The organism is Azospirillum humicireducens, assembly GCF_001639105.2.
GTDB classification, from domain to species: Bacteria; Pseudomonadota; Alphaproteobacteria; order Azospirillales; family Azospirillaceae; genus Azospirillum; species Azospirillum humicireducens.
This window is the reverse complement of the sequence record NZ_CP028902.1, coordinates 429,660-444,459: the sequence shown is the minus strand read 5'-3', so window position 1 is coordinate 444,459 and position 14,800 is coordinate 429,660. Positions and strand designations below refer to the sequence as shown.

Annotated in this window: 16 protein-coding genes and 3 pseudogenes; 15 read left to right on the top strand and 4 right to left on the bottom strand. The window is 63.4% G+C overall.

The annotated features are described in order from the left end of the window. The 15 genes and pseudogenes from A6A40_RS16540 to A6A40_RS16480 form a co-directional block, all read left to right on the top strand. Positions 1–1,315: dipeptide ABC transporter ATP-binding protein (locus A6A40_RS16540; protein ID WP_236783844.1), on the top strand; the 1,315-nt coding region annotated here is incomplete at its 5' end. 22 nt (positions 1,316–1,337) lie between these two features. Then, positions 1,338–2,336 (top strand): annotated as a pseudogene (locus A6A40_RS16535) (ABC transporter substrate-binding protein); the annotation flags it as partial. 1 nt (position 2,337) lies between these two features. After that, a partial coding sequence (locus A6A40_RS31435) for an ABC transporter substrate-binding protein (RefSeq protein WP_335645189.1) occupies positions 2,338–2,860 on the top strand: 523 nt, incomplete at its 5' end. Between the two features lie 79 nt (positions 2,861–2,939). Then, positions 2,940–3,860 carry a glutathione ABC transporter permease GsiC gene (gsiC, locus tag A6A40_RS16530; protein WP_108546996.1) on the top strand — a complete coding sequence of 307 codons (921 nt, stop codon included), beginning with the start codon at positions 2,940–2,942 and terminating at the stop codon, positions 3,858–3,860. Next, positions 3,857–4,747 (top strand): ABC transporter permease subunit, encoded by an 891-nt coding sequence (locus A6A40_RS16525; RefSeq protein ID WP_108546995.1) that lies wholly within the window; start codon positions 3,857–3,859, stop codon positions 4,745–4,747. Before gsiC ends, A6A40_RS16525 begins: the two co-directional genes overlap by 4 nt. Then, complete coding sequence (locus A6A40_RS16520; protein ID WP_108546994.1) at positions 4,722–5,801, top strand: DmpA family aminopeptidase; 1,080 nt, start codon at positions 4,722–4,724, stop codon at positions 5,799–5,801. The genes A6A40_RS16525 and A6A40_RS16520 overlap by 26 nt, the downstream gene beginning before the upstream one ends. After that, entirely contained in the window at positions 5,798–6,631 is an 834-nt protein-coding gene (locus tag A6A40_RS16515; protein WP_108546993.1) for a M55 family metallopeptidase, read from the top strand. Before A6A40_RS16520 ends, A6A40_RS16515 begins: the two co-directional genes overlap by 4 nt. Before the next feature lie 11 nt (positions 6,632–6,642). Next, on the top strand, positions 6,643–7,602 hold the full coding sequence (locus A6A40_RS16510) for an isoaspartyl peptidase/L-asparaginase family protein (RefSeq protein ID WP_108546992.1): 960 nt from the start codon (positions 6,643–6,645) through the stop codon (positions 7,600–7,602). Positions 7,603–7,687: 85 nt separating this feature from the next. Further along, a complete protein-coding gene (locus A6A40_RS16505) occupies positions 7,688–8,638 on the top strand; it encodes a zinc-dependent alcohol dehydrogenase family protein (protein WP_108546991.1) in 951 nt (316 codons plus the stop codon). A gap of 36 nt (positions 8,639–8,674) precedes the next feature. Further along, positions 8,675–9,109, top strand: a complete 435-nt coding sequence (locus tag A6A40_RS16500) for a CopD family protein (RefSeq protein WP_108546990.1) — start codon at positions 8,675–8,677, stop codon at positions 9,107–9,109. A gap of 96 nt (positions 9,110–9,205) precedes the next feature. Further along, positions 9,206–9,685, top strand: a complete 480-nt coding sequence (locus tag A6A40_RS16495) for a VOC family protein (RefSeq protein WP_108546989.1) — start codon at positions 9,206–9,208, stop codon at positions 9,683–9,685. Between the two features lie 263 nt (positions 9,686–9,948). Beyond that, entirely contained in the window at positions 9,949–10,452 is a 504-nt protein-coding gene (locus A6A40_RS16490; protein WP_146191572.1) for a thermonuclease family protein, read from the top strand. Next, positions 10,449–10,925, top strand: a complete 477-nt coding sequence (locus tag A6A40_RS30415) for a hypothetical protein (RefSeq protein WP_146191571.1) — start codon at positions 10,449–10,451, stop codon at positions 10,923–10,925. Before A6A40_RS16490 ends, A6A40_RS30415 begins: the two co-directional genes overlap by 4 nt. Positions 10,926–10,927: 2 nt before the next feature. After that, entirely contained in the window at positions 10,928–11,392 is a 465-nt protein-coding gene (locus A6A40_RS16485; RefSeq protein WP_108546987.1) for an ImmA/IrrE family metallo-endopeptidase, read from the top strand. A 69-nt stretch (positions 11,393–11,461) separates the two neighbouring features. After that, on the top strand, positions 11,462–12,601 hold the full coding sequence (locus A6A40_RS16480; RefSeq protein WP_108546986.1) for a beta family protein: 1,140 nt from the start codon (positions 11,462–11,464) through the stop codon (positions 12,599–12,601). Positions 12,602–12,603: 2 nt separating this feature from the next. Here the strand turns inward: A6A40_RS16480 and A6A40_RS30410 are convergent, their stop codons facing one another. The 4 genes and pseudogenes from A6A40_RS30410 to A6A40_RS31420 form a co-directional block, all read right to left on the bottom strand. Further along, positions 12,604–13,443, bottom strand: a complete 840-nt coding sequence (locus A6A40_RS30410; RefSeq protein WP_146191570.1) for a sce7726 family protein — start codon at positions 13,441–13,443, stop codon at positions 12,604–12,606. A 154-nt stretch (positions 13,444–13,597) separates the two neighbouring features. Continuing rightward, positions 13,598–14,036 (bottom strand): annotated as a pseudogene (locus A6A40_RS31430) (oligopeptide/dipeptide ABC transporter ATP-binding protein); the annotation flags it as partial. A gap of 1 nt (position 14,037) precedes the next feature. Further along, positions 14,038–14,365: ATP-binding cassette domain-containing protein (locus A6A40_RS31425; RefSeq protein ID WP_236783843.1), on the bottom strand; the 328-nt coding region annotated here is incomplete at its 3' end. Further along, positions 14,362–14,800 (bottom strand): annotated as a pseudogene (locus A6A40_RS31420) (oligopeptide/dipeptide ABC transporter ATP-binding protein); the annotation flags it as partial. The gene A6A40_RS31425 and the pseudogene A6A40_RS31420, both read right to left, overlap by 4 nt.

Below are 14,800 nucleotides of genomic sequence, written 5' to 3'. Positions count from 1 at the left end.
CACGGCGCTGGACGTCACCATCCAGGCGCAGATCCTGCGGCTGATCCGCCTGCTGCAGGACGAGATGGGGATGGGCGTCATCTTCATCACCCATGACATGGGCGTGGTGGCGGAGGTGGCCGACCGCGTCGTCGTGATGTGGCGTGGCCGCAAGGTGGAGGAGGGTAGCGTCGAGCGCATCTTCCAGGCGCCGCAGCACCCCTACACCAAGGCGCTGCTGTCCGCCGTGCCGAAGCTGGGCGCGCTGCGCGGCCAGGATCTGCCGATGCGTTTCCCGCTGCTGGTGGTCGATGACGCCAAGGCGGACGCTGCGCCGCCGGCCCCGCCGCCGGTGCAGGATACGGTGCGCGCCGCCGACGCCCCGCTCCTGGAGGTCCGCGACCTCACCACCCGGTTCGACGTGCGCAAGGGCATCTTCGGCTCGCTGAAGGCCCGCGTCCATGCGGTGGAGAAGGTCAGCTTCGCCGTGCGTCCGGGCGAGACGCTGGCCCTGGTCGGTGAGTCCGGCTGCGGCAAGTCGACCACCGGCCGCACCATCATGGGGCTTCAGTCCGCGACCTCCGGAACCATCCGCTTCGACGGAACCGATACCGCGACGCTGGATTCAAACGGCCAGGCGAAGCTGAAGGAGAAGATCCAGTACATCTTCCAGGATCCCTTCGCCTCGCTGAACCCGCGCATGACCGTCGGCTTCAGCGTCGCCGAACCGATGCTGGTCCACGATTATGTGCCGACCGCGAAGCCCGGCGTATCCCGCCGGCGCGCCATCGAGGAGCGGGTGGCGGAGCTGCTGACCCAGGTCGGGCTGAAGCCCGAGCACGCGCGCCGCTATCCGCATGAATTCTCCGGCGGTCAGCGCCAGCGCATCTGCATCGCCCGCGCCATCGCCTGCGATCCCAAGCTGATCATCGCCGACGAGGCGGTGGCGGCGCTCGACGTGTCGATCCAGGCGCAGATCGTCAATCTTCTGATGGAGCTGCAGGCCAAGCGGGGTCTGTCCTACCTGTTCATCAGCCACGACATGGCGGTGGTGGAGCGGGTCAGCCACCGCGTCGCGGTGATGTATCTCGGCCAGATCGTCGAGCTCGGCCCGCGCCGCGCCGTGTTCGAGAATCCGCAGCACCCCTACACCCGCCGCCTGATGGCGGCGGTGCCGATCGCCGATCCCAGCCGCCGCACCCGCGACCTGCGGCTTCTGACCGGCGAGATCCCGAGCCCCATCCGCGCCATCGGCGACGAGCCGGCGGTGCAGCCGCTGGTGCCGGTCGGCGACGACCATTTCGTCGCGCGCCACGCCGTCGGCGGCGACTTCTGAATCAAGAAAAGGGAGACATCACGTGACGCGTTTCGCTCTTCCCCTGCTGGCCGGCCTGCTCGCCGGCACCGCGCTGGCCGGTCCGGCCTTCGCCGCCAAGACTCTGGTGGTCGGCCTTCCCGACAACATCACCGGTCTGGACCCGGCCGACATCAACGACACCCTGTCGCAGTCGGCCAGCCGCACGATGATGCAGGGCCTGTTCGGCTTCGACAAGGAGATGAAGCTGGTCCCGCTGCTGGCGGAAAGCTTCACCGTCAACGACACCGCCACCGAATACACCTATCGCCTGCGCAAGGGTGTCACCTTCCATGACGGTACGCCCTTCAACGCCCAGGCTGTGAAGACCAACTTCGACCGCCTGTCGAACCCGGCCAACCGTCTGAAGCGCCAGAGCCTGCTGGCGATGCTGGCCGAGACGGTGGTGGTCGACGACTACACCATCACCCTGAAGCTGTCGCAGCCCTTCGGCGCGCTGAACAACAACCTGGCCCATCCCGGCGCCATGATCCACAGCCCGAAGGCGCTGGAGACCTTCGGCAAGGAGATCGGCCGCCACCCGGTCGGCACCGGCCCCTACAAGTTCGTCAGCTGGGAAGCGGACACCCTCAAGGTCGAGAAGAACGCCAACTACTGGAAGCCCGGCCTGCCGAAAATCGACAGCGTGACGCTGAAGAGCGTGCCGGAGAACGGCAGCCGCATCGCCATGCTGCAGACCAACGAGGCGCAGTTCATCTATCCGCTGCCGCCGGAAATGGTGAAGATGGTGGAGGCCAACCAGGCGCTGGAGATCATCGACGCCCCGTCGATCATTGCCCGCTATGTGGCGATGAACACCATGAAGAAGCCCTTCAACGACCCGCGCGTCCGTCAGGCGCTGAACTACGCCATCGACAAGAACGCCTACGCCAAGGTGGTCTATCGCGGTTATGCCGGCCCGCTGGATTCGGCGATCCCGTCCAAGCTGGGCTACCATGTCGCCCAGCCGAGCCAGTACACCTACGACCTCGCCAAGGCGAAGNCGAGGCCGGCTATCCGAACGGCTTCGAGGCCGAGATGATCGGCCGCAACAGCACCAACTTCATCCGCGGCATGCAGTTCGTGCAGCAGCAGCTGGCCCAGGTCGGCGTCAAGCTGACCGTCACCCCGCTCGAATCCGGTGTCGAGGCTTCCCGTGTCTGGAGCGTCGAGAAGCCGGAGGATGCCACGGTGCAGATGCAGTACAGCGGCTGGTCGGCTTCGACCGGTGATGCCGACTGGGGCCTGCGTCCGCTGCTGTGGGGCAAGGGCTTCCCGCCGAAGTTCTTCAACGTGGCGTACTACAAGAACGACACGGTCGACGCCGCGATCGAGACCGGGATCGGCACCGCCGACACCGCCAAGCGCGCCGAGGCCTACCGCGTCGCCCAGGAGCAGATCTGGAAGGATGCGCCCTGGATCTTCCTCGGCGTCGAGAATCTGCTGGCCGGCAAGTCGAAGAAGCTGACCGGCTTCTACTATGTCGCCGACGGCGGCCTGCAGATGGAAGAGGCCGATCTGCAGTGATGTGAGTGTGGCGCNGAAGGCGGGGGAGGGTTAGGGAGGGGGCATTCGAAGCCGACATTTCCACCAGGACCTCCGCCCCATGCTGAAATATCTCGTCGGCCGCGTCGCCGGCATCCTGCCGGTTCTGCTGGTGATTTCCGTTTTCGTCTTCGGCTTCGTCCATCTGCTGCCTGGCGATCCGGCGCGGCTGGTTGCCGGTCCGGATGCGACCCAGCGCGACGTCGAGCTGGTGCGCCAGGATCTGGGCCTCGACCAGCCGCTGTGGGTGCAGTATGGCCGCTTCCTCGGCAATGCGGTGCAGGGCGAGTTCGGTCGGTCGATGAAGACCAAGCGGCCGGTGTCGCAGGAGATCGGCGAACGCTTCATGCCGACCCTCTACCTCACCGTCGCCGCCATGGCGTGGGCGACGCTGGCAGGATTGTTGATCGGCGTGGCGTCGGCCACCAAGCGCGGGCGATGGCAGGACCATGCCGGCATGATCGTCGCGGTGTCGGGCATCGCCTTCCCGTCCTTCTGGCTCGGCCTGCTGATGATCGACCTGTTCTCGGTCAAGCTCGGCTGGCTGCCGACCAGCGGCTATGGCACCTGGCAGCATTTCATCATGCCGTCGCTGACGCTCGGCCTCGGCGTCGCCGCTGTCATGGCGCGCTTCACCCGCTCCGCCTTCATCGAGATCGCACGCGAGGATTACGTCCGCACCGCCAGGGCCAAGGGCGTGCCGTCGCGGCTGGTGGTGTGGAAGCACACGCTGCGCAACGCGCTGATCCCGATCATCACCATGGTCGGCCTGCAGTTCGGCTTCCTGCTCGGCGGGTCCATCGTGGTGGAGACGGTGTTCTCCTGGCCGGGGCTGGGCCGGCTGCTGGTGGATAGCGTCAATTACCGCGACTACACCGTCATCCAGGCGGAGATCCTGCTGTTCTCGCTGGAGTTCATCATCATCAACCTGCTGGTCGATGTGCTGTACGCCTTCGCCAACCCCGAGATTCGCTACTCATGACCACGACAGACGCAACCGGCATGGCCGCATCCGCCGCCCACGAAGCCGTCCGTTCGCCGCTGCGCGAGTTCTGGCGCAAGTTCCGGCGCAACCGCACCGCCATGGCCGCCGGCATCTGTCTGCTGGCACTGGCTTTGGCGGCGGCGGCGGCACCGTGGATCGCCCCCTTCGACCCGGCGGCCTTCGATTACGACCGCATCCTGGAAGGCCCCTCGGCCGACCATTGGGCGGGTACGGACGCCTATGGCCGCGACATCCTGAGCCGCATCCTGTGGGGGGCCCGCATCTCGCTGTCGGTCGGCCTGCTGTCGGTCATGCTCGGCGGGGTGGCCGGCGTGGCGTTGGGGCTGATCGCCGGCTTCCGCGGCGGCTGGATCGACAGCCTGATCATGCGCATTTGCGACGTGCTTTTGGCCTTCCCCGGCATCCTGCTCGCCATCGGCATCGTCGCCGTCCTGGGGCCGGGCATCGAGAACGTCATCTATGCCGTGGCGATCTTCAGCGTGCCGGTCTTCGCCCGGCTGGTGCGCGGCAGCACGCTGTCCTTGAAGCGCGCGGTCTATGTCGACGCCGCCCGTGCCATCGGCGTGCGCGACCGGCTGCTGATGGTGCGCCACATCCTGCCGGGCACGCTGCCGAGCGTGATCGTCTATGTTTCCATGCGCATCGGCACCTCGATCCTGACGGCGGCCAGCCTCAGCTTCATCGGTCTCGGCGCCCAGCCGCCCAGCCCGGAATGGGGTGCCATGCTGGCCGACGGGCGCAGCTACATCGGCGTCGCCAGCCACGTCACCTTCTATCCTGGCCTCGCCATCTTCCTGACGGTGCTGGCCTTCAACCTGCTCGGCGACGGACTGCGCGATGCCCTCGACCCCAAACTGCGCTGAACCGGCGAAACGCGCGCGGGCCTTCGGGCTCGCCTGCGGCCGGCTGAAGACGGGGCCGCGCAACGCCATCACCGACGTGGCCGGAGTGCGCGTCGCTCACGTCACGCTCGATGACGGCGCCATCCAGACCGGCGTCACCGCCCTCCTGCCCCATGCCGGCAACCTTTACCGCGACAAGCCCGTCGCCGCCGCCGAGGTGCTGAACGGCTTCGGCAAGAGCGTCGGGCTGATGCAGGTGGAGGAACTCGGCGCGCTGGAAACCCCGATCCTGCTGACCAACACCCTGTCGGTCGGCACCTGCGCCACCGCCCTGGTCCGCCACGCCATCGCCGCCAACCCCGACATCGGCCGCAGCACCGCGACGGTCAATCCGCTGGTGATGGAGTGCAACGACGGTCCGCTGAACGACATCCAGGCGCTGGCAGTCACCGAGGCCGATGCCGCTGCCGCCCTGGCCGCGGCACTGTCCGAAGCGGACGGCGCGGAGGTCGCGGTCGGATCGGTCGGGGCCGGGCGCGGCATGTCCTGCTTCGGCTTCAAAGGCGGCATCGGCACATCCTCGCGCCGCCTCAAGCTGGACGGCAAGCGCCATCATCTGGGCGTGCTGGTGCTGGCGAATTTCGGCCGGCCGGGTGAGCTGTGCCTGCCCGACGGCCGCCGTGTCGCCCCGCCTGCGAAGGACGACGCGCCGGAAAAGGGCTCCGTCATCGTCATCGCCGCCACCGACGTGCCGCTCGACCACCGCCAGCTGCGCCGGGTGATCCGCCGCGCGGGAGTCGGGCTTGCCCGTGTCGGCTCCTTCTGGGGCCATGGCAGCGGCGACATCGCGCTCGGCTTTACCACCGCCAACCGCATCGACCATGACGAGCGGGCCGACATCCTGGCCCTGCGCATGGTGAACGAACACCGCATCGATAGGCTGTTCGAGGCGATGGCCGACGCGACGCAGGAAGCCGTTCTCGACGCTCTCGCCGCCGCCACGCCGGTGGTCGGCCGCGACGGCGCCACCCGGCCCTGCCTCTCCGACTTGCTGAATTTCGGGAGCACTCCGTGAAGATCTACATCTCCGCCGACATCGAAGGGGTGGCCGGCGTCGTCTCCCAGCAGCAGGTGACGCAGGGCAATCCCGAGTATGAGCGTGCCCGCCGCCTGATGACCGCCGAGGTCAACGCCGCCATCGAAGGCGCGCTGGAGGCCGGGGCCAGCGAGATCCTGGTCAACGACAGCCACGGCCCGATGGTCAACCTGCTGCCGGACGAGCTGCACCCGGCCGCCGAGCTGATCCTCGGCCGTCCCAAGCCCATCGGCATGTTCGCCGGGCTGGAGCCGGACGCCGCCGGGGTGATGTGCGTCGGCTTCCACACCTCCGCGCGCCAGTACGGCATCCTCGCCCACACCACCAACAGCTTCGCCTTCGGCCGCGTCCGGGTGAACGGGCTGGAGCTGGGGGAGGCCGGCAATTACGGTGCCTATGCCGGCGAGATCGGCGTGCCGGTGATCCTGCTGAGCGGCGACGACCGCTTCGCCGCCGAGATGGCCCCGCTGTTCCCGGACGCCGAGCAGGTGGTCGTCAAGCAGGCGCTGGGCCAGCGCGCCGCCCGCTCCGTCGCCCCGTCGGTCGCCCGCGACCGCCTCCGCGAGGCCGCAAGCCGCGCCGTCCGCCGGGCGTCCAGCATCCCGCCTTTCCGCGTCCCGCCGCAGGCCGATGGCGCGCCCTACCGGCTGGAGATCGAGATGAACGGCCCGGCGCTGGCCGATCTGGCGTCGCTGATCCCGGTGTCGGAGCGCCTGGACCCCGTCACCATCCGCCTGCCGGCCGCCAGCATGGCCGCCGTTCTCGGCTGGATCAACACCCTGTCGGCCATGTCGGCCACCCTGCGCTGAGACCCGCCCCCATGACCCTTTCGCACCCGCAGCCCTTCGCCCTTGCCATCCATGGCGGCGCCGGCACCATCAAGCGCAGCGCCCTGACCCCGGCGCTGACCGAGGGCTACCACGCCGGCCTGCGCCGGGCGCTGGCCGCCGGGCACGGGGTGCTGGCCGACGGCGGCAGCGCGCTCGACGCCGTCACCGCCGCCGTGATGGCGCTGGAGGACGAGCCGCTGTTCAACGCCGGCCGCGGCGCCGTCTTCACTGCCGAGGGCGTGCAGGAGATGGACGCCGCCATCATGGACGGCCGCGACCGCGCCGCCGGTGCGGTGGCCGGCCTGTTCGGCCCGCGCAATCCCATCCTGGCCGCCCGCGCGGTGATGGAGCACACGGAGCATGTGCTGCTGATCGGCGAGGGCGCGCTGGATCTCTGCCGCCGCCAGGGTCTGCCGATGGAGGAGGCCGCCTATTTCTTCACCCAGCCGCGCTGGGACGCCCTCCAGGCCGAGCTGGAGCGCCGCCGCTCCGGCACCCCCGACGATGGGGACGAGCAGCGCCGCCACGGCACGGTGGGCGCCGTCGCCCGCGACCGCGACGGCAACCTCGCCGCCGCCACCTCGACCGGCGGCATGACCGCCAAGGCCAAGGGCCGCGTCGGCGACAGCCCGGTGATCGGCGCCGGCACCTTCGCCGACAACATCACCTGTGCCGTCTCCGCCACCGGCCATGGCGAGCATTTCATCCGCCGCTGCGCCGCCCACGAGATCGACGCCCGCATGCGTTGGGCCGGCCAGACCCTGGAGCGCGCCGCCGGCGACGTGGTGGACGAGTTGGGCGTGATCGGCGGCTCCGGCGGCCTGATCGCCATCGACCGCGATGGCCGGGTGGCGCTGCCCTTCAACTGCTCCGGCATGTACCGCGGCGCCATCGGGCCGGAGGGGCTGCCGATGACCGCGATCCACCGCGAGGAGTTCCGCATCGGCTGACTCTCCTTCCCCCGCTGGACAGGCGGGGGCCGGCTTCCCACGTTGGTGCTTCTTCAGTGCAACAGCCGGAACGGAGGATGGCGGTATGCGTGCGATGGTGATTTCGCGGTTCGGTGGTCCCGACGTGTTCGAGCTTCAGGACCGGCCGCGTCCGGTCGCGGGTCCGGGCGAGCTGCTGGTCCGCGTGGTGGCGTCAGGCACCAACCCGGTGGACGCCAAGATCCGTCATTCCGGCAGCTGGGCCGGCATCCCCTTCCCGGCGGTGCTGGGGTACGACGTGTCGGGCGTGGTCGAGGAGGCCGGCCCCGGCGTGACCGGCTTCAAGCCCGGCGACGAGGTGTTCTACACCCCGGAGATCTTCGGCAATCCCAACGGCAGCTATGCCGAATACACCGTCGCCGCCGCGTCCATCGTCGCCCACAAGCCGGCCGGCCTCTCCCATGTCGAGGCGGCGGGCATCCCGCTGGCCGGCGGCACGGCGTGGGAGGCCATCGTGCGGCGTCTGGCGGTGCGGCCGGGCGAGACGGTGCTGATCCATGGCGGGGCCGGCGGGGTGGGCAGCTTCGCCATCCAGTTCGCCAAGGCGGCCGGCGCCCGCGTGCTCGCCACCGCCAGCAAGGCCAACCATGAGGCGATGCGCGATCTCGGCGCCGACGTGACGCTCGACTATCGCGACGCCGACGTGGTGGACCAAATCCTGCGTGAGGCGGGCGGGGCAGGGGTGGACGCCGCCTTCGACACCGCCGGCGGCAATGTGCCGCTGAGCACCCAGGTGACGCGCCCCTTCGGCCGCATCGCCACCATCCTGCCGCCGACCGGCGACCTGAACGCGCTCTATGTGAAGAACCAGACCCTCTACGGCACCTTCCTGACCCGCGAGGGTGCGCGCCTGCGCGAGATGGCGCCGCTGTTCGTGCGCGGGCAGGCCAAGGTGATCGTCGATGCCGTCCTGCCGCTGGAAGAGGTCGGCAAGGCGCACGAACGGCTCGATTCCGGCCACGGCCGCGGTAAGATCATCCTGCAAGTGGGCGCCTGACGCGAGGTCGGGCCGGGCTTTCGAAGGACGGTCGCGGTGTATATCTGGCTTATCGGGCTGCACGTCACGGCGGTGACGCTCTGGATCCTGGGAATGTCCGCCGCCGCCATCCTGATCAGCGCCCTGGACGCCACGACCGCCGCCGAGGAAGGACCGGCCCGCCTGCTGCGCGCCATGGCCCGCTGGGAGCGCCGCGTGACCTCCCCGGCGATGGGGCTGGCGTGGCTGCTGGGCATCACGCTGGTGGTGGTCGGCGGCTGGGGCTTCGAGCCGTGGCTGGTGGCGAAGGTGATCGTCGTCCTCATCCTGTCCGCCCTGCACGGCAAGCTCTCCGCCGGGCTGCGGCGGCTGGGTGACGCGGCGTCGGGGCCGGATGCGCGGCCGGTGTCACCGCTGCTGCGCTTCTCCCCGCTGGCGGTGATCGCCGGGGCCATCGCCATCGTGACGCTGGTGGTGGTGAAGCCCTACTGAACACGGTATGGTGTCGGACCGGGAGGGGCCGGCCCGTTCGACCAGACACCTCGGTCCAGGCCCGGCCGGTTCGGTTCCAGCGCGAAAGGATCCGCCATGGCCGTCGCCAAGACCACGATCTGCCTCTGGTACGACAAGGACGCCGAGGCCGCCGCCCGCTTCTACGCCGCGACCTTCCCCGACAGCACGGTGACCGCCGTTCACCGCGCCCCCGCCGACTACCCGTCCGGCAAGGCGGGCGACGTGCTGACGGTCGAGTTCACCGTCGCCGGCCTCCCCTGCCTCGGCCTGAACGGCGGCCCGGCCTTCACCCACAGCGAGGCCTTCTCGTTCCAGATCGCCACCGACGACCAGGAGGAGACCGACCGCTATTGGACCGCCATTACCGGCAACGGCGGCCAGGAGAGCGCCTGCGGCTGGTGCAAAGACCGCTGGGGCATCTCCTGGCAGATCACGCCGCGCGTGCTGACTGATGCGCTGGCGGCCGGCGGAGACGAGGCCAAGCGGGCGTTCGAGGCGATGATGGGGATGACGAAGATCGACGTGGCGGCGATTGAGGCGGCGCGTAGGGGGTGAGGGGGTAAGTGCGTTTAGGTGTTTGTACCGAATGTTTGGATGGAGACGGTGAAGGTCGATATGATGATTGCTAGCTATGGATTGTCAGTTTGCAAATTGATTAGGTTAAGAAACTACTCTAGAATTCTAGATAAGCGATCACATGGCCGCGCCATCGTGTTTGAAGTGCAAGTAACCGCATTCACTCGCATACGGAGCTTGCAGCAGGGAAGCGTTGCCGCTAAAGAGTGCTGGTTAGATTGCATTCCTACCAAGAACTAGGTTTGGATACCGACGTGCCCCTTTCAGGTCGTTCTGTTTTGATCGTATGTTTAGCAGTAGCAATTTTGGCTACGCATGCGGAGGCTGGAGAAATTCTCTCCGGTAGGCCTCAGTTTGTAGGCGCGGGAAGAATGATAATCTCGGCTCGTCATTTAGCGCTTTTTGGAATAATCTCTCCAGATCCTGAGTTGTTTTGTAGCGAGAATGGACGTCCTTGGAGATGTGGGCAAACAGCTCAGGCAGCGATAGAAAGCTATGTCGGTTCCAAAGATATTTATTGCAGCATCGAGTTGGAGAATAAAAATGGGGATGCATCGGCAACTTGTTTTGCAGATGGCAAAGACGTTGCTGCGTGGATGGTATCAGAAGGCTGGGCCTTTTCTAATCGTCTTCAGGCGTCGCGGTACATAAGTGCAGAGGCAGAGGCTAAATTTGCTAAAAGGGGGCTTTGGCGAAGCTTGTTTAACCAGAAAGACTTTGGCAATAATGATGGAAAATCTCCATGAAGAAAATGCCTCTTGAAGAAGAGAGTATGGCTGACCTTGCTTCAAAATGGGGGCTCCGTTTACTTATCGTAACAAACATCATGATGTTCTGTGGTCTTTGCTATCAATACGGAATAAGAGACATTGTTCATCCGACGGAGGGGTGGAATTGGACGGACTTTATAACAATATTGCTTGCGATTGTCACAATCGTAATTGCTGCGCTAGGCACGCTTATTGCTGTAGCTGCGCTATGGGGACTGCAGACCTTAAGGAAGGGGGCCAGCGAAATTAGCCGCAAGAAGGTGGATGGGTATCTGCAATCCGCCGACATGGAACGGAAGCTACGAGCTCTTGTGGAAGAACAATACAAGAACTATGTTGATAGCCTAGCTGTTGCGCGTGCCCTGACCTCACCGGAAAGGGGGGATCGTCCCAATGCAGAGCAAGGGCAGCGCATTGTCGGAGATGTTGAAAGGGATTGGAGAGATTGAACATGATGCTCTCACCCGACATGATGGCAGTGCTTAAGAAGCACCAAAAGTCTTATCCCGTGAAAGTTGGGACTCTGGCTCGTGATCTTGGCATAGAGGTCAAGGAGACGGACCTTCCTGATAATGTCTCTGGCACACTTACGAGGGAAGATACTGATAAGTGGGTAATTCGCGTTAATCGGCGTCATTCAAAAACGCGGCAACGTTTCACGGTTGCTCATGAAGTTGCTCACTTTTTATTGCATAGAAATCAAATAGGAAACGGCTTAACAGACGATACATTCTACCGCAGCGATCTTTCCGATACGCGAGAGCGTGAAGCAAATCGGCTAGCAGCTGATATTCTTATGCCATGGCCCTTAGTTCGCCTAGCCACAGAGGGGGGCGTGCACTCAGTTGAGGAGCTTGCAGAGGCTTTTGACGTCTCGTCGGCTGCAATGCATATCCGCCTGGGGCTCCCGACATAGTTGCGCTCTGTTCAGGTGGGGTGCGATTGAGGTATAACTTTCGAGCAGAATAGCTAGCTCGGGTGCATTATGCCTCCTTGGAGTTCTGGTAGTCGTCGGTATTTCCCGATCCTCCATGTCTTGCAAGCCGACCTCAAAGGGTTTAGGCAGCTTCCGAAGAGCGATGGCAGCTTGCTATGTCCTATTATCCCGCTAGCCCAAGCTAGCGGAGCCCATCGTCTTAAAAATACGTTGATAGCCATTAGGCAAGCCATAAATGGAACGTCTGAGTTCTTCATCGCTGATTTAGCAGATAGCCTCGGTGAGGGATTACCGCAGGACAAAATTCGAGACGTTCACCGCGACTTGCAGAAGCTCGCAAGTGCTGACGGGAATTTTTCAATGTGGAGAAAATTCATCCGTGAAAACAACGATATGGTGCCTGTGATTCGTATGGAGGCCACAACGGCTGAGGAGGCACTTGATGTACAGGTGGATGATTTTTTAGATCTTGGAAGGGGAATGGTAATAAGGCTCCGGCCCCGGCGGCAAGGTCCTGTGACTGCAAAGGCTAAGAGAGTTATCGGCAGGGTTGCGAAATCCGACCGGCTTGACGAACTTCTCGTAGTAGTCGACTTAGAAGACATACGTGAGAGTCTAACCCCCTCAGCCGTAGCCGAAGCAATTCTAACGGAGTGCGCAATAGCTTCTGGAGGAAAAAAATTAACGGTGGCAACAGCCGCAACAAGCTTTCCAGTCGAGTTTAATGGGACTGCGCTTGAGATTAATGAATATCCCATTGTTGAACGGCAAGTGAACGAACAAGTTATTGGTTCTCTTTCTGATATGAATATTCGTGTACTATATAGCGACTATGGCTCTGCTCGAGTCAGAAATAAAGAAAAAAGGGGTGGTCCAGGTTATCCGCGTATTGATTACGCTACTAGAAATATTTGGTATTCTAATAGACAGAAAGACGGGGAGCTAGGGGCGGGTGGCTATCAAGCAGCAGCAGCTGAGATAATGGGTTGTGATGGATGGATTGATGATCTTAATATCTATGGCGCGAACATGATCCGAGAAGCTGCGTCTGGAGAATTGGAGAAGAGAATTAACGCAACGTTTTGGGTCGGAGTGAGAATAAACCTTCATCTTCATTCTCAGGCTCATTATCATGCTTCAAAGGAGGATCTTATCGAATCTGCCAAAGAAGACGATTGGGAAGATTAAGGCTATTCCTTTGATAATAGACGCCTGATGTCTTCTGGAACAGGTCCAAAAAGATTTTCACAATTGATGTTCTTAGACATTTCAATAAAAACATCTTCGTGCGCGGATGTGTCCGCGCACGGTACTTTTACCTGTTGCAGAAGTTCTTCTAGACTTATCTTCTGTGGATTACTTGATCGAAAATTATTATTATTGATGTGAGGACTGAGAAGCCGCAAGTCATCCGGCAAAATCTCACGCCCCTCAGTTGCTATCAAGAAATTACTAAATGTTTTCACAAATCTACTCTTTACGGCGTTTACTACTGCCTTCTGTAGCTTACTCAAACTAATATGATCTGTCTTTCTTATGAGTTCTGCTCTCCTTTCCCCTTCATAGGTTACGGCATTCTCTCTGAGAACTGATTTTATCTCATGAACTCTCAGCATTTCTTGAAAAGCTACTCTACTATTTATTTTAGTTGTTCTTCCTCTGCGGATAATTTTGATATTTTTCTTGGTTCCATTAATAGAAAATCGCCAAACCTCTACGCAATTGGGGGTCATTCTTAGAATCTTTTCCTCATGCAGAATATCTGTTACCACTGTAACCTTATTAAAATACTTCATATAAGTAGATATCTGCCCAGACAATCTGTCAAGATTGTCTGCCAAGCTTTTTATCTCAAATGCTTCCAGGTGACGATTTGCGAATACTAGGTCGGCGCGACGGAGCCCGCTAACAGAGAACTCACTTGCAAGCACAGCATCACAAAAATCTTCTCTCTCACGCAGTTTTTCGATGACCGCACATTTAATCTGTGGCTCAAGGCTGCGGACGGTAAGTGGTGGAGCGATAGCCATCGGCTTCTCTGCGGCAATCTGAAAGTGCCCTTCTTCTAGCGCTGTTGATGAGAGTGGCCAAGCCGATCTTCAATGACCCAATGTCTCGGGCGGGTTTTATGTCGGCTCCGGCTAGCGGCGTGAAGGGACCTACATACGGCAATCATCTACCCGCTCACCCCACCCCCACATCATCCCGAATGCACGCCACCGAATGCCCCGGCGCCACCTCGCGCAGCGTCCGGGCCTCCGGCTCAGCACAGGCGGGCAGGGCGAACGGGCAGCGCGTCCGGAAAACGCAGCCTGACGGCGGGTTCATCGGGCTCGGCACGTCGCCGTCCAGCAGCATGCGGGTCTTCGGCGCGTCGGGGTCCGGGTCGGGGGCGGCCGACAGCAGGGCCATGGTGTAGGGGTGGCGCGGGCGCTCGTAGAGGCTGTCGCTCGGCGCGATCTCCATCAGGCGGCCGAGATACATCACCGCCACCCGGTCGCTGATGTAGCGCACCACCGCCAGATCATGGGCGATGAACAGCACCGCCAGCCCCAGCTCGCGCTGCAGGTCGCCCAGCAAATTCACCACCTGCGCCTGCACCGAGACGTCGAGCGCCGACACCNCATAGGGATCCTGGAAGACGATCTGCATGCGGCGGCGCTGCGCCCGCATCTCTGCCGTGCCCAGGCCGGTGATCTCCTGCCCGTTGAAGCGGATGGAGCCGCCGGTCGGCTCGATCAGCCGCAGGATGCTGCGCCCGGCGGTGGTCTTGCCCGATCCGGATTCGCCGACCAGCCCCAGCACCTCGCCGCGGTTCAGGTCGAAGGACAGATCGTCCACCGCCTTCACCCAGCCGACCGGCCGTTGCAGCAGCCCGCCGCGCACCGCAAAGCGCTTCTCCAGATTGCGGACGCTCAGCAGGGGCTGTTCGGTGACGGTATCGAAGCTCATTGCACGTCTCTCCAGCGGCGGCAGCGGGCGGAATGGTCGGGGCCGACCGGCTCCAGAACGGGTTCGGCGGCGAGGCAGGCCGGTTCGGCCAGCGCGCAGCGCGGGGCGAAGGTGCAGCCGGCCGGGCGGTTCACCGGGCTCGGCACGCTGCCGGGGATGGCGTAGAGCCGGCCGCCGTCGCCGCGGCGCTGGCCCAGATGCGGCATGCAGGCCAGCAGCCCGCGGGTGTAGGGGTGCCTGGGCGATTTCAGCAGGGAGCGGACATCGCCTTCCTCGACGATGCGGCCGGAATACATCACCACCACCCGGTGCGCCACCTCGGCCACCACGCCCAGATTGTGGGTGATGAACAGGATCGAGGTGCCGGTCTCCTCCTGAAGCCGCCGCATCAAATCGAGGATCTGCGCCTGGATGGTCACGTCGAGCGCCGTGGTC

Coding starts and splice junctions, on each gene's coding strand:
- gsiC (WP_108546996.1), top strand. CDS start 2,940: ATGCTGAAATATCTCGTCGGCCGCGTCGCCGGCATCCTGCCGGTTCTG.
- A6A40_RS16525 (WP_108546995.1), top strand. CDS start 3,857: ATGACCACGACAGACGCAACCGGCATGGCCGCATCCGCCGCCCACGAA.
- A6A40_RS16520 (WP_108546994.1), top strand. CDS start 4,722: ATGCCCTCGACCCCAAACTGCGCTGAACCGGCGAAACGCGCGCGGGCC.
- A6A40_RS16510 (WP_108546992.1), top strand. CDS start 6,643: ATGACCCTTTCGCACCCGCAGCCCTTCGCCCTTGCCATCCATGGCGGC.
- A6A40_RS16505 (WP_108546991.1), top strand. CDS start 7,688: ATGCGTGCGATGGTGATTTCGCGGTTCGGTGGTCCCGACGTGTTCGAG.
- A6A40_RS16495 (WP_108546989.1), top strand. CDS start 9,206: ATGGCCGTCGCCAAGACCACGATCTGCCTCTGGTACGACAAGGACGCC.
- A6A40_RS30415 (WP_146191571.1), top strand. CDS start 10,449: ATGAAGAAAATGCCTCTTGAAGAAGAGAGTATGGCTGACCTTGCTTCA.
- A6A40_RS16485 (WP_108546987.1), top strand. CDS start 10,928: ATGATGCTCTCACCCGACATGATGGCAGTGCTTAAGAAGCACCAAAAG.
- A6A40_RS16480 (WP_108546986.1), top strand. CDS start 11,462: ATGCCTCCTTGGAGTTCTGGTAGTCGTCGGTATTTCCCGATCCTCCAT.
- A6A40_RS30410 (WP_146191570.1), bottom strand. CDS start 13,443: ATGGCTATCGCTCCACCACTTACCGTCCGCAGCCTTGAGCCACAGATT.